Below are 20,258 nucleotides of genomic sequence, written 5' to 3'. Positions count from 1 at the left end.
GAAGTTATTATTAAAATCTTGATTGAGGTTTGAAACTGGACGACTCAGGTTCTATATTTTGTAGTATGCTAAATAAGAAAAAAACCACGGTACAGATAAACTGTCCGTGGCTTTTTTTATAGCATGGAAATAATCCAGCCTATTACAACAATTGCTCCTATTATCATTAAAATAGTTCGTAACATATTTTTTCATCCTTTCAGGTCACTATGGGTTAGCTTTTTCGTATATCTATTACTTACCCAACATTCCTCCCTGAAAAACATTACAGTTTTATGTCACGATGTTTAATAAGATTGTTAAGCTCAGAATACTGAATATCGTTGCAATAAACGTAATACTGGAAACAAGTTCAGGCTCTGTATCAAACTCTATTGCATACATTGTCGTAGTAGCTGCGGTTGGCATAGCTGAAATAATTATTAGAACAGTGGCTACGACTGGATCCATGTCTACTACTGTTACAAAAGCAAATGCAATTAGAGGTGCGATAACCATTTTTAAACTGACTGCTGAAATAATCACCTGCCAATTCAAACTGATACCTGTAATGGATGCTAATTGCATGCCAAGCATAATCATCATTACAGGAATAGCAGCATCCCCTACCATCGTTAAGGTAGAATGAACAGATTCAGGTACCAAGATATGTAACTGCTGAAAGATAAAAGCAAGAATAGCGGCATATGTAGTCGGCATCTTCAAAACGTTTTTCACTGCTCGTTTAACACCACTCGTACTCCTCGAAGCATAATACACTCCAAAAAAATTATTTTGCAATGCCTGTACAACCATGATAAATATCGCGAAAGGCAGAGCCGCATCCCCAACGCTAAAAAGAACAACAGGCAAACCGTAATTCCCCGAATTCATAAAACCTGTAGCAAGTATCGAGGCACTCTCCACTGATGGCTTCCATTTTAAGATTTTGGCTAGCACTTTATTTAAAAAGACCATTGTAAAAAACAGGACAAACATGTAGACAGCGATGATTGTGTAACTATTGTCGAATTCTGCTTCATATAGAGAGGTAAAGACTAGAGCTGGGGATAATATGTATAAAGATACTGCAGATACAGATTTTACATCAAGTAAACGAATCCGCTGGAGAATATACCCTGCGGTAAACACAGCCATTATCGGTATAATTACATTAAAAAACAAACCCATGAAATACAACTCCAATTAGTATAACTTCTTAGTAATTGTAGCATATTTATTTTTCCTCTTGTCTAAAAAAGCTTGTCCGGTGCTGTAAACGACCCTTACTTCGTACATTATCCCCTAAATATTGTTACCAAAAGAAATAGGCATGTTTATTGGAACAAACCACAGGGAATTGACCTTATATATCAGACATTTCACAGGAGGTTTATAAAAATGAAAAAAGATGGAACTGACTATAAGACAGAAGGTACAGCCGATAAAATAAAAGGTGAAGCAAAAGACCAATACGGACAATCAGCCAACGATAAAGGAAAGCAAGCTGAAGGGTTAAAAGACAAGGCAAAAGGAGAAATGAAGGATAAAGCTGGAGAAATGAAAAATAAGTTTGATGAGGAAAAAGCAAAAAGAACAAAGAATGAATAATGGATTTCCCTCACATTTAACACGTGCCCAATACACATGCACGTGTTTTATTTTTACCTCAAGCTATATTTTGATATCTTACACTCATTCATAATGTAGATAAACTGAAAAAAACTTAAAGGATTTGACAAATTAATGTTTCTGTGAGAATATAGTTAAGTTAACAAAGTGAAGTAGCAAATAAGTGATCTGGCATTCTGCAAAATGTTTTTGATGATGCTTATTCACACTGGCGCGACTAAGGGGTCGCAAGGACGTAAGAGCAGGTAGGGCTTACGTTGCTTAAGTTAGAGAACACCCAGTGGAACACGTACCGCGGTTAAGCGAAATTTTATCCGGAGTATTAACTCCTTAGATAAACATGCTGAATATATAAAAGTTGAGATAGAATTTCCCACCCGAAACTTTCGGGCTAAAAATAAAATTAAAACTTATGTGTTACTTTAGAAATCAAAGGGGTACTCTTAATAAGGAGTGCCCCTTTTCCAATAGAAAGAAGGTTATTAAAATGAATTCATTACAAGTAGGTACCATTCAAACAATGATAGTGGACAGAAAAATTGAAACCGGCTATGTATTAAAAAAAGAAACGGAGGAAGTTTTACTCCATCACAATGAAAGTGATATGGAACTGGAAGCAGACCAAAAAGTTAACGTCTTTTTATATGTCGATAAAAAAGGGAATAAGATTGCAACAACAAAATTACCTAACATTCAAATGGACATATATGACTGGGCTGAAGTTGTAGAAGTAGTTCCAAACCTTGGTGTTTTTGTTGATATTGGCACAACAAAAGAAATACTGGTATCCAAGGATGATCTTCCACTGTTTGAAAATGTATGGCCACAAACTGGAGACCGACTCTATGTTACACTTGGAAAAGACCAAAAGGATCGGTTACTTGCCATACCAGCATCAGAAGGAATAATCTTTCGTAAATTTGAATTTACACAGGATGCAGAATTATTAAATCAGCCAGTCAACGGTACTGTTTATCACACAAGCAGAGAGGGTGCCGCAATAATCACAGAGCACAGTTATCGTGGATTTATTCATCATACAGAGCGTAAAACAGAACCGCGTCTTGGCGAATATGTACGTGGGCGCATAATTGAGGTTAAACCTGACGGAACCCTAAACATCTCACTTCGACCTTTAAAACAACATAGTATGGGCGATGATGCTGACGCAATTCTAACACATTTAGAAACCAGTGGAGGCGTAATTCCTTTTAGTGATAAAAGTGATCCCGAGGATATCCTTGGCACCTTTAATATTAGTAAATCTGCGTTTAAACGTGCACTTGGAAAGCTGATGAAGGAAGGCAAGGTAGAACAAAGAGAGGGACAGACGTACCTGAAATAGTCTTTTATATTACTTATTCTTCATCTAGCATGAGCTAATGAACTTGTTCGACTACTGCTAAATAAGTTTCCTATTCCAAGTGTTACTAAACAAAAAAAGAGCGATAATCTCGCTCTTTTTTCTGTTTATCTTACGCTTTTACATTGGCATAAGATTCCACAAGGGATGTAATTATAAAACCAAGGGCAGCTGCAAACAGGCAGGCAATTCCCCAGCCTCCATAGCCGGCACCCATCATGTCAACTTTTTCAACAATTGGTGCCATGAATAGGAATGCGAAACCAGCCAAAGCTACAATTACACTAGGAAAGTAACCTGTGAACTTTTCTTTTGATGTGGCCTTGGAGACAACCAAATTCACAATGATAACTATTGCTGCCAAGATTGCGCCAATAATGATTACTGAACTAGCCATACTTTCACCTCATAAATTAATATAGTGCTATATATAGTCTACAATTGAAGCACATTAAAGTCAATTGCACAAAGGTATTTTCACACAATAGACGTATTCGTATACACTCTTCCTACTTGTCCATCTGTGAGGCGTACTTTAATGCCGTGAGGATGATAAGACGAATTTGTTAGTAAATCCTTTACAACTCCGCTTGTCAATTTCCCCGTACGTTGGTCTTTTTTTAATACGATTTCCACTTCCATGTCTGGATGGATGTTTTCACGGTACCTTCCATCTACTACCATAAATTAATTCTCCTTTACTTAACAATGCACCTATACCTTTTTAAACTTTTTGAATTGCAAACAAATCATCTAATTTCTCTGTCATATACGTATGAGAATCCTCTACCCCAAGATTATAAAAAACTGGTGCTAATTTATCCATAAAGAAATCAAGAAACATTAACGCTGCTAAATTTCCTATATCCTCTCCGCGCTCTTGTTCAAAATAAGCTTGAATATGACCAGCCATTTCTTCTTTCTGTTCTTTAGTAATTTCAAATTTTGAGTTCATATAATCGACCTTTCTTTTAATATACTAATAATCACAGTTTATCATACATTACCGTTAATCGTTTGGCGAATACGCCTTTTTTTCATACAATTAAAAGGAGTTATCACTATTATGTCGAAATATTTTATTTAAGTACAAAAGGAGGAACACGATGAAGACATTTGAAAACTTTGTATATGTAAGGCCAGACATAAAAAAGGAACAGGAGCTTTTTTATAAATTTCTTGCTAATTTCAGGAAGGCCTCATCCGTTTCTGAAGCGAATAAGGCAATTGAAAAGATAAATGAACAGCGAAATAGACTATCAAGCCTTTTCAATATCGTCTATATACGTTCTTCTATTGATACGAATGATGAGTTTTACCAAAAGGAAAGGGATTTTTTTGATGACATTGATCCGGAAATAACCGCTTTACATACTGCTTTTTATAAAGAGCTTATTAAATCTCCTTTTCGACTTGAATTAGAAAAAAAATGGGGAAAGCAATTATTCGATATTGCTGATTACACCATCAAAGCTTTTTCCGAAGAAGTTATCCAACTGCTAAAGGAGGAAAATAAATTAACATCTGCATATGCAAAACTGGTTGCATCTGCTCAGGTAGAATTTCAAGGTGAAGTTTATACTTTAGCACAGCTTTCACCTTTTGCCCAAGACCAGGATCGGGAAACCCGGAAAAAGGCTATTCAAGCTAGTACAGGTTTTTTTGAAAAACACCAAGGAGAATTTGATGATTTATATGACAAGCTTGTTAAGATCAGGCATAAAATTGCTACAACGCTAGGCTATAAGAATTTCATAGAACTTGGATATATTCGGATGTTACGTGTTGACTATGATACAACCATGGTTGAGAAGTTCAGAAAACAAGTTCGAGAAGTAATTGTTCCGCTGGTAAGTAAGCTTTATGAAAAACAGAAAAAACGGATTGGTGTAAACACACTAAAATTCCATGATGAAAACTTTAAATTTAAGGGTGGAAATGCAAAGCCTAAAGGCGACCCTCAATGGATTATTGAAAACGGAAAAAAAATGTACGAAGAACTTTCTCTTGAAACTAAAGACTTCTTCCAGTATATGCTAGATCGCAATCTCATGGATTTGGAAGCCAAAAAGGGAAAAGAGGCAGGTGGATATTGTACATTTGTTGAGGATTATCAAGCACCATTTATTTTTGCCAACTTTAATGGTACCTCAGGTGATGTTGATGTACTAACACATGAGGCTGGCCACGCATTTCAAGTTTATTCCAGCAGAAATATTGGTATACCGGAATACATTTGGCCAACCTACGAATCTGCAGAGATTCACTCTATGAGTATGGAGTTCTTCACATGGCCATGGATGGAACTTTTTTTCAAAGAGGAAACAGACAAATATAAATATACTCATCTGGCAGATGGATTGCAGTTTATCCCTTATGGTGTAGCAGTAGATGAATTTCAACATCAAGTTTATGAAAATCCGGAATGGACACCATCTGATCGAAAAAAAGCTTGGAAAAAGCTTGAGGAAATTTACCTTCCTCATAGAGAATATGACAACAATGCTTACTTAGCAGCAGGTGGCTTCTGGCAACGCAAGGACATATTTACGAGGTACCTTTTTATTATATTGATTATACTCTTGCTCAGATCTGCGCCTTCCAATTTTGGAAACGATCGCAAGAAAATTATCAGGAAGCTTGGGAGGATTATTTAAAACTATGTAAATTAGGTGGATCTAAATCCTTCCTGGGTTTATTGGAATCAGCAAACCTTCAGTCACCTTTTAAAGAAGGAACCATAGAAGCAGTTGTTCAAACTATTGAGGAATGGCTCGATCAAGTGGATGATACATCTCTATAATCGATAAACAAAGCAGTCCTGAGTGGCTGCTTTTTGTTTTACCTGCATTTATATGTTTATTGTGCTAGACTTTTTCTATATCCAACAGGTAAAGGAGCTACAAGAATGACGTATAAAATACTTTTTTTAGATATAGATGGAACCATACTAAAACCAGATCACACCTATGAAACAACTACCAAAAATGCGATTAAACAAGTGAAAGATCAAGGTATTGAGGTATTCCTGGCAACTGGCAGACCACTTCACGAAGTAGAAAAGCTGGCACGTGATTTGGAGATAAGTTCCTATATTGGCTATAATGGAGCATTTGCTGTTTATCAAAATGAAACAATTATAAATGAACCAATGCGAAGAAAGTCTGTAGAGGAATTCCTCCAAATATCCGAAGAGCTTCAACATGATATGGTACTCTACTCCAGGGATAAGAATTATTTTACTTCCTTGGAAAAAGAAGTCGTACAGAAATTCATTGAAACATTTCAACTAGTGAAAAATGATACTTATCATGATGGAGTCTCGAGTGATATATTAGGAGCAACGGTGATTAATGTTAGTGAAGGTCAAGCTCAAAATTATGAGATAGAACCTGATATAAGGCTTTCTCCTGTCAATGTTGATGGGGCACAGAACAGCTATGACATTATTCGTAATCAAGTTAACAAAGGCGAAGCAGTAAAAAAATTACTCGACAGATTAGAAATCCCCCGGGAGAAAGCCATCGCGTTTGGAGATGGAATGAATGACAAAGAAATGTTAATGGCAGTTGGGGAAGGTTTTGCAATGAGCGACGGACACCCGGATTTAGTCGAATACGCCAAACATCAAACTACTGCAGTGACGGATTCAGGAATATACAACGGTTTAAGAAAATTGGGCTTAGTAAAATAGTAAATGTGAAAAAAATGAAAAGGTATTGATCCTGTTTGGGTCAATACCTTTTTTATTTACATTATTTAACTAAACCACTATGCTTGACGCTTTCTTAGTAGCTTTATTAATGGAAAAATAAAAGATAAGAAAGCGATGATAAGTAAAGTAAGTGCAATTGGTTCTTGTACGAAAATAAATAGACTTCCATTAGAAATTGTTAATGATTGTCTAAAGGCTTGCTCCATCATTCCTCCAAGAATGAACGCTAAAATAAATGGCGGAGCCGGAAAAGCATAAAGCCTCATTATAAACCCAACTACACCAAATAATAATAGCATATACAGATCAAATGTATTAAAACTGATAGCATAAACACCTATAATACTAAACATAATGACAAGAGATATCAGTAGCGGGCGCGGAATCTTAAGTACCTTAGCAATATAAGGTATTAACGGCAAATTTAGAATCAGTAAAAACACGTTACCAATGTACATACTTGCAATGATGCCCCAGAATATCTCCGGCCGATCTGTCATTAGCAAAGGACCAGGCTGTACTCCTAAAACTAGAAATGCGCCAAGCATTACAGCAGTAGTTCCTGAACCTGGTATACCTAAACTTAATAGTGGAACAAATGCACCGCTTGTAGCAGCATTATTTGCTGTTTCTGGTGCTGCCACTCCTTTTATAGATCCTTTTCCAAACTCCTCTGGGTGCTTTGCTATTTTCTTTTCAGTTATGTATGCAATAAAAGAAGCTATCGTGGCTCCAGCACCTGGTAGCACCCCGAGTATGAAACCAAGAAAGGACTGACGCGTCATTGGTCCGCTCATTTCTTTAAACTCTTTTTTAGTTATTCGTAAGCTGCCCAGTTTATGAGCATTTTCCATCGATAAATCTTTTCGGTTAATAACTAGTGAGCAAACTTCTGCTAATGCAAACAAGCCTAATGCAATGACTAGAAAATCCAATCCTTCTAGTAAATTCACATTTCCAAAGGTAAAACGTTGCGTTCCTGTTTGTGCATCAATACCAATTGTCACAACCATAAAACCAACCACTGCAGATATTAATGCTTTAATTGTTGAGCCTTCAGATAGACTAGTTATTGCAGTTAGTCCCATAAACATTAACGCAAAATATGCTGGTGGACCAAAGGAAATAGCAACACTTGATAGTACGGGAGCAAGTAACATTAATAACACGACACTCACAGTCCCACCAACAAAGGATGATATAGCTGCAATCGCTAAAGCTTTTCCAGCCTTCCCCTGCTGTGCCATCGGGTAACCATCAAATGATGTAGCTACTGTTCCAGATACCCCAGGAGCATTTAATAAGATGGAAGAGGTAGAGCCCCCAAAAATGGCCCCATAGTAGACACCCGCCATCATTACCAATGCTGAGGTAGGGTCCATCCCAAAAGTAATTGGAATCATTACTGCAATAGCACTAATTGGCCCGAGTCCTGGCATCATACCAATAAACGTCCCTACAAAGACGCCAATTAATACATATAAAATTCCCTGCATGCTGAAAGCAACTTGAAAACCTGTCATAATTCCTTCAATTGAACCCATTTTCTGCCTCCTCTAAAATGGTAATATGCCTGGTGGTAAACTGATTTTCAGAAATTGTGTAAATGTAATGTACATGAATAAGGGAAATAGAATGGCAACAATTAGATTGGTAATATGCTTTCTATAACCTAAAAATAAAGAACAAAAGAAAATAAAAATAGCTGTAGTTACAACAAAACCCAGTATTTCTAAAAGCGTAATATAAAGAAAAACGAAGGCAAACACGGCTAACAAAGCACCAATATCTTTTCTGGGAATATTCCTTCTAGCTTTTTGTTCCTGTGTCTCTGAGTCCTTTGCAAAATAGAGACATATTGCTAAACCCACTAATAAGAAACCAAGTCCTTTTGGAATAACATCAGCATCAACCGGAGTATAGGGGTAAGTTGGCAACTGGTATGCGAGCACAAGGTATCCGATAGCTAAGAGAAGAAGCACACAGCTGACTCGTTTGTTTAATGTATTTAGCATAATCACACCACCTCTAAATTTTTCTTCTTGTTAAAAACAAAGGGAAGTTAATGAGGTATCCATTAACTTCTCCTCTTCTGCTTATTTAGAAAGATTTAATTCATCCAACAATGTTTTGATTTCTTCTTTTTGCTTATCTAAAAATGTTTTATATTCTTCACTATTCATATACATTTCATCCCAACCATATTGTTTACGAATTTCAGCAAACTCCTCTGATTCACTTAATTTCTTAAACTTTTCCTCATAATATTTTATTGCGTTCTCATCCATGTTAGGCGGACCAAAGAAGCCTCTCCAGTTAACAAACGTTGCATCTATTCCTTGCTCCTTTGCGGTAGGGAAATCTTCCAATACTTCTCCTTCCAGTCTTTCTTCAGACGTTACGCCTAACACTTTGATTGTCCCTGCCTTTACTTGCTCTACAGTTTCAGATACTCCTGTTGAAAATACATCTACGCTACCATTGAGTAGTTGGGTAAGACCTACACCATCCTGATCAGACACATATTTTATTTTTGAAATATCTACCCCAGCTGCTTTAGCTATTTGAACAAACTGTATATGATCCATACTTCCAGGTGAAGAAGTTCCGACAACGGTAATGCTTTCAGGGTCTTTCTTCATATCTTCAAATAACTCATTTAAATTGTCCCATTTTGCATCTTTAGCCACAGCAAATGCTGCATAATCAGCAATCATATTAGCAAGTGGTGTAAAATCTTCATGTCCATATTCTGACTGTCCATTCAAAGGAATAAGTACAATTGGAGGTGAAGCTACGAATAGATTATAAGGACTGGCATCATGGCCTGCTACATAGGCCCAACCTACCGCGCCTCCACCTCCGGGCTTATTTACAACTCCAATATCCTGTTCTATGATACCCGTTTCATTAAAGACTTTTGCTGCCATTCTTGCAGTAGTATCCCAACCACCACCAGCACCAGCCGGTGCAACTAACTCGATTGGTTTTTCAGGCTCCCAATTTTTTTCATCTGTTCCGCTTGTTTCTTTTGATTCAGACGCACACGCTGTTGTAACGAGTACAAAACAAAATAGTATGAACACAAACAGTAATTTTCTCAAAAATAACTCCCCCTCTTTTCTTTAGTAACATAAATGTAGTTTAATTTTTCTGATTTGTAACCGTTACCAAAATAAAGTTTACAATGTTTTTTATGTCTATTTTGTTCATTTTGTTCACGAGATCGAATTAATTTTCATTATTATAGATAGAAAAACGTCTAGAGATTGATTTATCTCTAGACGTTCTTACTTTTTTTTATTTTGTTATAATGATATTTTCGTTCTGGCCTACCAACAATACCGTATTCCAACTCAGCAGTAACACAGCCTACTGATATTAAATATTCAAGATACCTTCTAGCAGTTGTTCTAGACACACCTATTTTTTTCCCGGTTTCTTCTGCGGTTAGTCCTTCACCAAATGCTTCCATAATCTCCTCTACCTTTTTTAAGGTTAATGGATCAATACCTTTTGGCGTACCTTCTTCTTCTAACATTAGCTTTTGTTTGCCGAGTAATTCATCAAGGAAGGATTGATCAATCTCCTCCTGATTTGCTATTCTTCCTTTCATCGTTTTATAGCGTTCTATCGTCTCTAAAAATTGATTTATTTTTACTGGCTTTAAAATGTAATCAAACACTCCATTTCGAATAGATTCTTCAACGATCTCTTTTTCTGCAGCAGCGGAGATAATAATAATATCCAGTTCAGGATTTATTTTTCTTAAATCACGAATCATTTCATTGCCCTGCAGATCTGGCATGTAAATATCCAGTAGTAGTAAATCTACTTCCTGTTTACTGACAAAATCTAACGTTTCTTTTCCATTTAGTGCCTTTCCGATAACCTGGAGGCCAGTAATTTTTTCTAAAAACTTTTCATGAATATTCGCGATACGAAAATCATCTTCAGCTATCAATACTTGAATCATCGTTTAGCCCTCCTCTCTGTTTAGGTATAAATACTGTAAAAATTGCTCCCCCATTTTCCTGATTCAATACTTCTATTTGGCCGTCAAGTTCAATTATCGTTTTTTTAACGATATAAAGACCATATCCTCTATCTTCTTTTGTTTTTGTTGTAAAACCCTGGTCAAATATCGTATGTAACATATCCTCTCGTATACCAGTTCCACTATCAGCTATTTCAAAGATAATATCTTCTCCGGCATCTGTAGTAAAAAAGGTCACTTTCTTTTCTAACGTTGCTTCCACAGCTTCAAATGCATTATCAATAAGATTCCCCAATATAGTAATTAATTTTGATACACTTAACTGTACTGGCAATGTCTCAAGATAACTTTCATCATCGATAATAAGATCAATTTTTTTCTCAGATGCCTTACCTAATTTCCCTAATAAAATTGCTTGGACGGTTCGGTCTCTTATCTGTTGAAGCAATATTCGATTTTTAGTTACATTCATTTGTGATTCAGTTTGAATAAGTTCAATCGCCTCATCATAATAGCCAAGCTGCAGTAATCCTGATAATACATATAGCTTGTTTGTATACTCATGTGTTTGTGCTCTTAAATCCTCAGAGTATTTCTTTACCTCAGACAATGTGTTAATCATTTCATTTAATTCCGTTTTATCACGAAAACTCGATACAACACCTACTACCCGTTTATTTTCATAAATGGGGGTCCTATTTACAATGACCGGTCGATGGTTTAATACCATTTCTTCATCAATCATTACCTGACCAGTTGATAATACTTCGTACATTTTTGTATTAGGAAATACTTCTTCAATCTTCTTCGTGAGTAAATCTCCTTGCAGATCTAAAAGTTTACGAGCAGAATCATTTAATAAATTAATCCTTCCTTGTTCATCTATTGCTACTATACCTTCCTTCACTGAAGAAAGAATTGCTTCACGGTCTCTATACAAAGAAGATATTTGGTGTGGCTCTAAACCTAACGTATCATTTCGGATATCCTTTGCAAGTAAGATCCCACCAACCACACCAATTAGAAGAACGATAGAAGATATTCCACTTAATGTAAGTAGCTTGCTAGCAATCGTCGACTTTATATCTTTAACCAAAAACCCTACGGAGACTATTCCAATAATATCGCCTGCATCATTAAATACAGGAGCTTTTCCTCTTAGTGACGGGCCAAGACTTCCAACAGCCTTAGAAATGTAATATTTACCTTCAATTAAAGCTTTATCATTATCTCCTCCCACCATTTTCCTTCCTATTTTTTGCGGGTCAGGATGAGCAACCCTAATACTCTCACTATTTCCAACCACCACAAATTCAGCTCCAGTAAACTTTTTCACTTCATCTGCAATCGATTGAACAATTATTTCCGGCTGTTGACCTTGGAGTGCATTTCTAACTGAAGGCATGAAAGAGATCGTTCTAGCAGCCTGTAGAGCTCTTTCACCCATTTGTTCCTCTACTTCTTTAGACTCAAGAAAGCCATTAATTGCTGTAACAGCGATAATAACAAATAAAATCAGACTAATTATGAGGACTAGTATCTTTGTTTGTAAAGAGATTTTTCTCATTCAACAAAACCTTTCTATAACCTGGATATTTTATGGCTCTACATACAGTATAGTGCAAGCTTTTATAGATTTATAGACTGATTTTTTAGTATAACCAATAAATTCATGTATTCTGAAATCTACTCTATTACTTTTTATACTTTTTTCATGTATGCGTTGACAATTTTCAAATAATCATATATTCTTAATTTTACAAGTTAAGAGGTAGCGGAGATGAGGAGACCATACTAATTTATATACCTTCCTTTTGGGATGTATATGTTTTAGTATGGACTTTTTGTGTGAAATCGCGTCTGCTTACCTAGTAACTTTAGCTTTAATAACGAAGGAGGGGCAGCTAACCATTATATTAATGGGATTTTGTTTTCTATTTTTCATATACAACAAGGAGGAGCTTTTATGTTAAATTTCTTTAAACCTGCTCCAGCTAAAGAAAGATTACCAGAAGAAAAGATAGATGCTGAGTATAAAAAACTTAGATTCCAAGTCTTTATGGGGATTTTCATTGGCTACGCAGCTTATTATTTAATTCGGAAGAACTTTTCACTCGCTATGCCTTACCTTACAGAAGAAGGTTTTTCAAAGGGAGAATTAGGTGTAGCTTTATCCGCCATTTCCATTGCCTATGGAATAAGTAAATTTGTTATGGCAACGATCTCGGATCGAAGTAATGCTAGAGTTTTTCTAGTCACTGGTTTAATTTTGTCGGCAATTATAAATTTATTAATGGGATTTGTCCCCTTCTTTACTTCAACCATTACGATCATGTTTATTATGCTCTTTCTTAATGGCTGGGTTCAAGGGATGGGTTGGCCACCTTCTGGACGTGTTCTTGTGCATTGGTTTAGTGTGAGTGAACGTGGTGGTAAAACCGCTATTTGGAACGTAGCTCACAATGTCGGTGGTGGACTTATGGCTCCATTGGCTATTGGTGGTGTTTCACTTGCAACAACCTATTTTGGAGCAACATTCATTGGATATGAAGGGGTCTTCATTTTACCAGCGTTAGTCGCTGTCGTAATTGCAATTATCGCTTTTGCATTGATTCGCGATACTCCGCAATCAGTAGGCTTGCCTCCAATTGAAGAACATCGGGATGACTATCCAAGTAAATCCAAAAAAACATTTGAAACAGAATTAACTACAAAAGAAATTCTCTTTAAATATGTACTTAATAATAAATGGGTTTGGGCTATTGCTATCGCTAATATTTTTGTTTATTTTGTACGTTACGGTGTCTTGGATTGGGCACCTACCTATTTAAGTGAAGAAAAAGGCTTTAATATGAGCGAATCCGGAATTGCCTACTTCCTGTATGAGTGGGCAGGTATTCCTGGTACACTATTATGTGGTTATATTTCCGATAAAGTTTTTAAAGGTCGTCGCGGGCCTGCTGGTGTTGTATTTATGCTTGGTGTGTTAGTCGCAGTTCTTGTGTACTGGTTCAACCCTGCCGGTAACCCACTTGTTGACAATATTGCATTAATTGCCATTGGTTTCTTAATTTATGGTCCTGTTATGCTAATTGGGTTACAAGCTCTCGATTTTGTACCTAAAAAAGCTGCTGGTACTGCTGCTGGATTAACTGGCTTCTTTGGTTATATTGGTGGTGCTGTATCAGCAAATGCGATTATGGGATTTGTGGTTCAGCACTATAGCTGGGATGCTGGGTTTATGCTATTAACAGTTTCTTGTGCGCTCGCAGTAGTGTTGTTTGCAATCACTTGGAACGTCCGAGGCCAAGAAGTTGTAAAAAATCACTAATTCAGGCTAATTTTGAGGACTGAACATCCTCGAAAATTATGTAAAGACAAACTACCTGCCATTCCACAATGGCAGGTAGTTTTATTTTATGGTTCTTATATTTGTTGGGGGTCTTCAATGATTCGGAAAATATTGTATAGTAAAACCTATATATTAATTCATAAATAGGTACTGCGGAATCTTTCGCTCTCCGGCGGATTATCTCGCTCTACTGCTGATTGTCTCCACTCTACTTCGCATTTTCCTCTAAATATGAATCCTCAAGCAAATTCTCCCAAATTTTGTAGAGGAACCTATTTTATATTATCTATTAAAAATTGAGGACAAGGTGCGCACATCCACATTTCCTCCTGATAAAACACAAACAATATTTTTATCTCGTACATTTAATTTGTCATTCAGAACAGCAGCAACTGACGTAGCACTAGATGGTTCTATTATCTGCTTCGTTCGCTCCAGCATAAGAAAGAGCGCCTCTTGGATTTCTTGTTCACTAACTGTAACGATGTCATCAATATATTTTTGTACAATTGGAAATGTTAAGCTTCCTGGTTGGCTTGTCCTTAAGCCATCAGCAATCGTTTTGGTTTGCTGAATGGCAACAATTTCTCCCTTTTTCAAGGACAACAACGTATCATTAGCAGTTTCCGGTTCTACCCCGATTATCTGAATGGATGGCTTCACCTCTTTGATCGCGGATAGTATACCAGAAATTAACCCCCCGCCACCAATCGGTACCACAATTACATCTACAGAATCAAGTTGTTCTAGAATTTCCAATCCGATGGTGCCTTGACCAGCAATAATATACGGATCATCATATGGGGGGATAAAAACACCCTCATTCTCATTTGCAAGCTGTTTGGCCCTTGGCAATCTTTCAGCAGAAGTAGTACCACATGTCTCTATGCTCCCATGATAAGCTTGAATTGCCTTTATCTTACTTGATATAGCATCTTCTGGCACAACAATGGTTGCTTTGATTCCAACCTTATTGGAAATATAAGCCACTGCCTGCCCATGGTTTCCTGAAGAGGCTGCCGTGACAAATGTGGCCCCATTTTTCGCCACCTGCATTACTTTGTTCGTTGCGCCTCTAATTTTAAAAGATCCTGTACGTTGAAGATGCTCTGCTTTAAAGAAAAGCTTGTTGCCAGCTAAATCAGAAAGCAACGTAGATTGAAAAATCGGTGTTTCTTTAACTATATCTTTTATTTGATCTCTCGCTTCGAATATTTTTTGTACTGTAATCATGTAGGTCCCCCTTTCATAAATCTCATCTACTTTAAAAGAGCTACAGATAACATTATAAATTTCTACGTATTGTACTAAGATAATACAAACTAAAAACTATCATCTTATGACTTCGTTACGACCATATCCCATTCACGGATTTCATAGTTTCTTGCACCTTTTGCTACATAAGGATCCAATTTAGCCATTTCTTCCACTTCGGAAAGGTCATCCGCTTTATAGATGACTAAACCTCCTGTCCCATCAGTAAAACGTCCCTTAGCAAATATCTTTCCTTCGTTGCTTTTTTCCTCCAAATAACTCAAGTGATCTGGTCGATAGTGCTTACTCTTTTCTTCATCCAGCATTGGTAAAAATACAGCAAAATATTTCATTTACACGCTTCCTTTCTCTTAACCAATTTACTATTTTAGTATAACGTAATTTTCGTGGACTGCTCATTTTAAGGTACTAATTTTAATTCCAAGCCTTCTGTTTCATTTAATGCCGTCTCATGATAATTCCCATCTACCCAATCATCCATTTGATCGTCATACCACTTGCTTTTAAAATGACCAAATTGACCTGGACCTACAATATGATGACCTGTCTGCATATCATTTGTGTCGATAACGAATCTCCAAGAAGCTCCATGATCTACTTCACCATCCTCCGCATCATAAGCTGCAGCCATTGGTGTTACAGAACTTCCATCTACGGGCATAGAATCTGTATTATTAAAGAAATAGGATAATACAGGATGAATACCAGATAGAGGATGATTAAATTGTACTTTATGAAAATCTCCCCACGTCCATTTTGTAATATCATTTCCAAACTTATCCTTTAAATCCGTTAGGGCATTTTTCAATGAAACATGCAACACTTCCTTCAATCCACCGGCTTGTTCAATCCAAATGGATCCATCTCCATTGTATGCTTTTCGAAGAAGTTCATCTGTTGTTTGTCCTTTAGCACCAAACATTCCCATCATCGTGTCAGGAATATCTTTTTCATAAATTTGTTTCTCTATCTCCTCTATCCATCTATGGAAAATCAGTGGTTGACTCAGTTCTTTAGCATCAATATAATTCCAGTCTTTCAGTATAGCCATCGCCTGTTCTTCTTCTTTAGTTAAGTTTGAATCTTTTAACACCTCGGAAAAAACAGGCAAAAATTCTCGCGCCTGCAGGTTTGTTGCATCCATTTGTAAATCCTTCATATCTTTAGCAGTTAATGGCTTATTTGTTTCTAATACTTCAGCTATCCGCTCATAACGGTACGGCTGTGCCCACACATTGCTAATATGATATGGATAATCATCTCCCACTATTTTATTATTCGCCGTTGCAATATAACCTTTATCAGGGTTTATTACTGTTGGTAATTCATCAAACGGTATAAATCCCTTCCATTCCTTGCCCTTCTCCCAACCTGGAAGAGGCAGTAGTGCATCATCACCGGATTCATAAATAGGAATATTACCATTTGCTTTATATGCTATTGTTCCGTCATTAGAAGCAAAAACAAAATTCTGAGCAGGTGCGAGAAATTTTTCCAACCCTTTTTCAAATTGATTCCAGTTTTCTGCCTTATTTATTTCCAATATTGCCTCCAACTCAGTAGTCGGGTCTAACGCAGTCCAACGTAAAGACAAAACGGCATCCTTTCCACTATCTTCAGCAAACTCAGATACTACAGGCCCATGACGTGTCTCTGTTACTTGAAAGTTTACCGCTGCTTTGTCTGCTACTTCAATAGGTTCATCAATAATTTCCGCCTTCTCCCATTTCCCTTCAAATAAAAATTCATCTGGATGTTCCGGATTACGCTTTTCCAGATAAAGCTGCTGGACATCTGGGCCGACATTAGTTACTCCCCAAGCGATATGATCATTATGACCAAGTATAATCCCTGGGACGCCTGCAAAAATAACCCCACTAACATTCAAATCCTCTGTTTCCAAATGCATTTGTAACCAAATGGACGGAGTCGCCAATCCTAAATGGGGATCATCAGCCAATAACGGCAAACCGCTTGCTGTCTTTTTCCCACTTACCACCCAATTGTTGCTGCCGTTAAACGTGTTTGGAATAATTGCATTTTCAAAGCTGCTGGCAATGTCGATTTCTCCTTGTTGAATAATTGTCGGCTTCTCTTCCGGATAATGTGGGAAAAGCTCCATTGCTTTCTCATCGTCAAACTCTTCAAGCAAGTAATAATTAAAGGCTTGACGTTCCCAATGACCACCTAAATCAAAAGCCATATATTTACCAATTGTTAAGGAATCTAGCGGAGTCCAATCTGCTGGTTTCGCCCCCATTAGGTAAATTCGATGGGTAGACTGTTGCCTTCAATTGCGTCATGTATATAAGCATTAACACCATCTGCAAAATATTGAAGAACTTCCTTGGACTCTTCGGAGTAAATAGCATAAGATTTCTCAGCGGCTCGTCGCAAACCAAGCGTACGAAAATATTTATCTGTATTAATTGCTTTTTCTCCAACAATTTCACTTAGCGTACCAGATGCCTGCCTTCTGGACATCTCCATCTGAAACATGCGATTCTGTGCTTGCATATATCCCTGAGCAATAAAAAGATCATGATTGTTTGCTGCCTTAATATGAGGCACACCATTGGAATCTGTAATTACTGTAACTTCTTCCTTTAAGATTGGAAGTTTAATTTGTCCCTCCAGTTGAGGCATAGATCTATTAATGAATGCGTTTACAAAAACGAATAAACCTACAAGGATAATCACTAGAGCTCCAATTGTTAGTAATATAACTTTCTTCTTAGTTACTTTTCTCTTTTTCTCATGCTTTAACTCATATGCTTGCTCTCCCAATTAAATTCCCCCTATTTTCTATTACTTCGTTTATTATTTCTTCAAAATAAGTTGGAATCCTGCTGGGAGTTATTGAATTTCACCATAATTCTATAGTAGTGGTTACTACTCTCTATTCAAATGAGGCTCCACTTAAATGAATCAGGAGCAAGGAGAATTTTTCAACCTTCCCCCTCACGCTTCTTTTCAATAACTTCAAGCCCATCCGTTTTTCCTACAATTACTTTATCCGCCATATTAACAAATAATCCTGTTTCCACTACTCCAACGATGTTCTTTAGTTGGAATTCCAGTATTGCTGGATCTGCGATATATGAAAAACTACAGTCTAGGATATAGTTGCCATTATCGCTTCTGTATATATCACCATCTTTTTTTCGAAGTTCAGGTTTTCCTCCAAGCTTAGAAATACGATTTGCAGTAACCTCCCAACCAAATGGCAATACTTCTACGGGCAATGGAAACCGACCTAATTGTTTCACCTTTTTAGTTTCATCAACAATTATGATTAATGTTTTAGCTGCAGCAGCAATTATTTTTTCTCTGAATAGCGCACCGCCACCACCCTTTATGAGTTGTAAATTCTTATCCACTTCGTCTGCCCCATCAATAGTTACATCCAGTTGTTCCACCTTAGAAAAGGTTGTAAGAGGAACGCCTGCCTCCGCCGCCCATCGTTGCGTTTGTTCCGAAGAGGGTATACCCTCTATTTTTCCACCATCTTTAATGTATTGACCAAGTGCTTGTATCAGCCAGTAGACGGTAGACCCTGAGCCAAGTCCAATCTTAATTCCATCTTCGACATACTTTATTGATGCCTCACCAGCAGCTTTTTTTAATTCTTCCTGATTTATTTTCATCTAATTCAATCCTTTCATTTACAAATACGTTTCCTATTAATTAACAGCCTCCCAGGTTTTAATTAGCCCCTTTACGATTGGTTGAATAACCTCTTTTTCCACATCGTATTGATTATGGGATAAAGGATTCCAGCTTGTTAATATCCCACCTGCATTCACTGCGACATCTTTTGTTACTGCTTTATTATATCCTTCACTCACCATTTTCAACGGGAATGCAAGTACATCATCTTTATCATAGAAATTAAGCCACTCTCCCTGGAGATGAGGATATTGTTCTAGCATCCTTGTTGCAGGAACCTTTACTGGAGAACCGTAATCCATATAGCGAAGTGACCATAATGCCAGGGGGCTTCCCAGTGTATAAAACAATGTCAAAGTTTCACATTGCTCTAATGGATTTAAACTTGTACAATCAATTGTCTTTTTCCCCATATTCATTCTTCTATATTGCAAATCATAAAAATAATTGCTTGCCACTACTGTCCCCAAGCTATGACTTATTACACACAGCGGGGCATTTGGGCCAGCTTTTTCTCTTAGTCTATTCATTGATTTTGCTACTAGGGCATGCACCCGGTCATAATTTTGGTTTTTTAACGTAGTTGGTTGGTATGCAACAGCGTCTCCAAGAAATTCAATGACAAATCTTCTTAATAAAGGGAAGTCTAATTCTGAGGATTTATGCATCTTTTCCCAAAGCTTTTCCTGCTCATCAGCAAATATGGATGACCAATATACTGGTTCAAAAACGAGTTGATCTACGGCGTCTTGAATAAATAGTTGCTTAGAAAATTGCTCTGAGATTTGATTAATTAATTTACCAGCAAAGCTCTTTTTCGGAGTACCGGCGCCATGTATAATTGCAACCGCTATTTTCTGAGTCATCTTCTCCCTCCATCCTGTTATAACTTATCTTTATCTTAATTGAAACCAGTTTGTATTATAAGAGGAAAAATTCCCATTCGAGTTGTATGTGATATTTTCATAGAAAATACACTGTTAAAATCGGTTCTACTGCAAATGTTGGGATAAAATCGTATTTTGTGCATTCATAGTTGGAGGAAACTGCGACGTAGTGGATATGATTTTCTAATCTCGCTACGGGAAAATATTACGCTTTCCGCGGGCGGCCTGCGAGCCTCGGCCGAAGCCATGCCGGGCGGCAAAGAAGACACTGTGAGGTAACGAACAGATGCCGCACTTGTACCCGGAGGTGTGAAAGTATCCCTCTCCAGTGGAAATCAATTTGTATCTGCTTTAAACCATAAATAACGGGTTAATATCTAACCACTTTA

The 20,258-nt window shown here is 37.1% G+C and carries 17 protein-coding genes and 2 pseudogenes; 5 read left to right on the top strand and 14 right to left on the bottom strand.

Annotation, left to right across the window (positions count from 1 at the left end; translation table 11 throughout):
- Positions 1-273 precede the first annotated feature (273 nt).
- Positions 274-1,170, bottom strand: coding sequence for an AEC family transporter (locus JCM12304_RS02620; protein ID WP_060678458.1), 897 nt, complete (start codon positions 1,168-1,170; stop codon positions 274-276).
- Between the two features lie 210 nt (positions 1,171-1,380).
- Here JCM12304_RS02620 and JCM12304_RS02615 point away from each other — a divergent pair, with 210 nt between their 5' ends.
- Positions 1,381-1,590, top strand: a complete 210-nt coding sequence (locus JCM12304_RS02615) for a CsbD family protein (RefSeq protein WP_060678457.1) — start codon at positions 1,381-1,383, stop codon at positions 1,588-1,590.
- Positions 1,591-2,098: 508 nt separating this feature from the next.
- Positions 2,099-2,956 carry a CvfB family protein gene (locus JCM12304_RS02610; protein ID WP_060678456.1) on the top strand — a complete coding sequence of 286 codons (858 nt, stop codon included), beginning with the start codon at positions 2,099-2,101 and terminating at the stop codon, positions 2,954-2,956.
- A 130-nt stretch (positions 2,957-3,086) separates the two neighbouring features.
- Here the strand turns inward: JCM12304_RS02610 and JCM12304_RS02605 are convergent, their stop codons facing one another.
- From JCM12304_RS02605 to JCM12304_RS02595, 3 genes are all read right to left on the bottom strand, one after another.
- Positions 3,087-3,371, bottom strand: a complete 285-nt coding sequence (locus JCM12304_RS02605) for a hypothetical protein (RefSeq protein WP_019376013.1) — start codon at positions 3,369-3,371, stop codon at positions 3,087-3,089.
- 80 nt (positions 3,372-3,451) lie between these two features.
- On the bottom strand, positions 3,452-3,658 hold the full coding sequence (locus JCM12304_RS02600; protein WP_019376012.1) for a YwbE family protein: 207 nt from the start codon (positions 3,656-3,658) through the stop codon (positions 3,452-3,454).
- A gap of 40 nt (positions 3,659-3,698) precedes the next feature.
- Complete coding sequence (locus JCM12304_RS02595; RefSeq protein WP_019376011.1) at positions 3,699-3,929, bottom strand: DUF2164 domain-containing protein; 231 nt, start codon at positions 3,927-3,929, stop codon at positions 3,699-3,701.
- A 151-nt stretch (positions 3,930-4,080) separates the two neighbouring features.
- On the opposite strand from JCM12304_RS02595, the pseudogene JCM12304_RS02590 reads away from it, so the two are divergent.
- Both JCM12304_RS02590 and JCM12304_RS02585 read left to right on the top strand, forming a co-directional pair.
- A pseudogene (locus tag JCM12304_RS02590) lies at positions 4,081-5,777 on the top strand (M3 family oligoendopeptidase).
- Positions 5,778-5,882: 105 nt separating this feature from the next.
- Positions 5,883-6,668 carry an HAD family hydrolase gene (locus JCM12304_RS02585; protein ID WP_060678455.1) on the top strand — a complete coding sequence of 262 codons (786 nt, stop codon included), beginning with the start codon at positions 5,883-5,885 and terminating at the stop codon, positions 6,666-6,668.
- A gap of 77 nt (positions 6,669-6,745) precedes the next feature.
- On the opposite strand, the gene JCM12304_RS02580 is transcribed toward JCM12304_RS02585, so the two are convergent.
- The 5 genes from JCM12304_RS02580 to JCM12304_RS02560 form a co-directional block, all read right to left on the bottom strand.
- A complete protein-coding gene (locus JCM12304_RS02580) occupies positions 6,746-8,233 on the bottom strand; it encodes a tripartite tricarboxylate transporter permease (RefSeq protein WP_060678454.1) in 1,488 nt (495 codons plus the stop codon).
- 12 nt (positions 8,234-8,245) lie between these two features.
- A complete protein-coding gene (locus JCM12304_RS02575; RefSeq protein ID WP_019376007.1) occupies positions 8,246-8,704 on the bottom strand; it encodes a tripartite tricarboxylate transporter TctB family protein in 459 nt (152 codons plus the stop codon).
- Positions 8,705-8,785: 81 nt separating this feature from the next.
- Complete coding sequence (locus tag JCM12304_RS02570; RefSeq protein WP_019376006.1) at positions 8,786-9,793, bottom strand: tripartite tricarboxylate transporter substrate binding protein; 1,008 nt, start codon at positions 9,791-9,793, stop codon at positions 8,786-8,788.
- Between the two features lie 176 nt (positions 9,794-9,969).
- Positions 9,970-10,665, bottom strand: a complete 696-nt coding sequence (locus tag JCM12304_RS02565; RefSeq protein ID WP_060678453.1) for a response regulator — start codon at positions 10,663-10,665, stop codon at positions 9,970-9,972.
- Positions 10,643-12,253 carry an ATP-binding protein gene (locus JCM12304_RS02560; protein WP_060678452.1) on the bottom strand — a complete coding sequence of 537 codons (1,611 nt, stop codon included), beginning with the start codon at positions 12,251-12,253 and terminating at the stop codon, positions 10,643-10,645. Before JCM12304_RS02560 ends, JCM12304_RS02565 begins: the two co-directional genes overlap by 23 nt.
- Positions 12,254-12,652: 399 nt before the next feature.
- Between JCM12304_RS02560 and glpT the strand changes: the two genes are divergently transcribed.
- Complete coding sequence (gene glpT / locus JCM12304_RS02555) at positions 12,653-14,017, top strand: glycerol-3-phosphate transporter (protein WP_060678451.1); 1,365 nt, start codon at positions 12,653-12,655, stop codon at positions 14,015-14,017.
- 303 nt (positions 14,018-14,320) lie between these two features.
- Here the strand turns inward: glpT and JCM12304_RS02550 are convergent, their stop codons facing one another.
- The 5 genes and pseudogenes from JCM12304_RS02550 to JCM12304_RS02530 form a co-directional block, all read right to left on the bottom strand.
- Positions 14,321-15,271, bottom strand: a complete 951-nt coding sequence (locus JCM12304_RS02550; RefSeq protein ID WP_060678450.1) for a threonine ammonia-lyase — start codon at positions 15,269-15,271, stop codon at positions 14,321-14,323.
- A 104-nt stretch (positions 15,272-15,375) separates the two neighbouring features.
- Positions 15,376-15,645: a YciI family protein gene (locus JCM12304_RS02545; RefSeq protein WP_019376000.1), complete on the bottom strand. Its 270-nt coding sequence runs from the start codon at positions 15,643-15,645 to the stop codon at positions 15,376-15,378.
- A gap of 68 nt (positions 15,646-15,713) precedes the next feature.
- Positions 15,714-18,100: pseudogene (locus JCM12304_RS02540) on the bottom strand (penicillin acylase family protein).
- Positions 18,101-18,261: 161 nt separating this feature from the next.
- Positions 18,262-18,960, bottom strand: coding sequence for a ribose-5-phosphate isomerase RpiA (gene rpiA / locus JCM12304_RS02535; RefSeq protein WP_060678449.1), 699 nt, complete (start codon positions 18,958-18,960; stop codon positions 18,262-18,264).
- A gap of 36 nt (positions 18,961-18,996) precedes the next feature.
- A complete protein-coding gene (locus JCM12304_RS02530) occupies positions 18,997-19,848 on the bottom strand; it encodes a chemotaxis protein (protein WP_060678448.1) in 852 nt (283 codons plus the stop codon).
- Between the last annotated feature and the right edge of the window lie 410 nt (positions 19,849-20,258).

The sequence above is a fragment of the Virgibacillus halodenitrificans JCM 12304 genome, from assembly GCF_001310895.1.
In the GTDB taxonomy this organism is placed as follows: domain Bacteria; phylum Bacillota; class Bacilli; order Bacillales; family Amphibacillaceae; genus Virgibacillus_Q; species Virgibacillus_Q halodenitrificans.
This window is presented reverse-complemented; position numbering and strand designations above follow the sequence as displayed.

Excerpts from the sequence above, each read along its gene's own strand:
- JCM12304_RS02560 (WP_060678452.1), bottom strand. The coding sequence starts at position 12,253 with ATGAGAAAAATCTCTTTACAAACAAAGATACTAGTCCTCATAATTAGT.
- JCM12304_RS02580 (WP_060678454.1), bottom strand. The coding sequence starts at position 8,233 with ATGGGTTCAATTGAAGGAATTATGACAGGTTTTCAAGTTGCTTTCAGC.
- JCM12304_RS02615 (WP_060678457.1), top strand. The coding sequence starts at position 1,381 with ATGAAAAAAGATGGAACTGACTATAAGACAGAAGGTACAGCCGATAAA.
- JCM12304_RS02595 (WP_019376011.1), bottom strand. The coding sequence starts at position 3,929 with ATGAACTCAAAATTTGAAATTACTAAAGAACAGAAAGAAGAAATGGCT.
- JCM12304_RS02610 (WP_060678456.1), top strand. The coding sequence starts at position 2,099 with ATGAATTCATTACAAGTAGGTACCATTCAAACAATGATAGTGGACAGA.
- JCM12304_RS02620 (WP_060678458.1), bottom strand. The coding sequence starts at position 1,170 with ATGGGTTTGTTTTTTAATGTAATTATACCGATAATGGCTGTGTTTACC.
- JCM12304_RS02605 (WP_019376013.1), bottom strand. The coding sequence starts at position 3,371 with ATGGCTAGTTCAGTAATCATTATTGGCGCAATCTTGGCAGCAATAGTT.
- glpT (WP_060678451.1), top strand. The coding sequence starts at position 12,653 with ATGTTAAATTTCTTTAAACCTGCTCCAGCTAAAGAAAGATTACCAGAA.
- JCM12304_RS02530 (WP_060678448.1), bottom strand. The coding sequence starts at position 19,848 with ATGACTCAGAAAATAGCGGTTGCAATTATACATGGCGCCGGTACTCCG.
- JCM12304_RS02575 (WP_019376007.1), bottom strand. The coding sequence starts at position 8,704 with ATGCTAAATACATTAAACAAACGAGTCAGCTGTGTGCTTCTTCTCTTA.
- JCM12304_RS02545 (WP_019376000.1), bottom strand. The coding sequence starts at position 15,645 with ATGAAATATTTTGCTGTATTTTTACCAATGCTGGATGAAGAAAAGAGT.
- JCM12304_RS02585 (WP_060678455.1), top strand. The coding sequence starts at position 5,883 with ATGACGTATAAAATACTTTTTTTAGATATAGATGGAACCATACTAAAA.
- JCM12304_RS02550 (WP_060678450.1), bottom strand. The coding sequence starts at position 15,271 with ATGATTACAGTACAAAAAATATTCGAAGCGAGAGATCAAATAAAAGAT.
- JCM12304_RS02600 (WP_019376012.1), bottom strand. The coding sequence starts at position 3,658 with ATGGTAGTAGATGGAAGGTACCGTGAAAACATCCATCCAGACATGGAA.
- JCM12304_RS02565 (WP_060678453.1), bottom strand. The coding sequence starts at position 10,665 with ATGATTCAAGTATTGATAGCTGAAGATGATTTTCGTATCGCGAATATT.
- rpiA (WP_060678449.1), bottom strand. The coding sequence starts at position 18,960 with ATGAAAATAAATCAGGAAGAATTAAAAAAAGCTGCTGGTGAGGCATCA.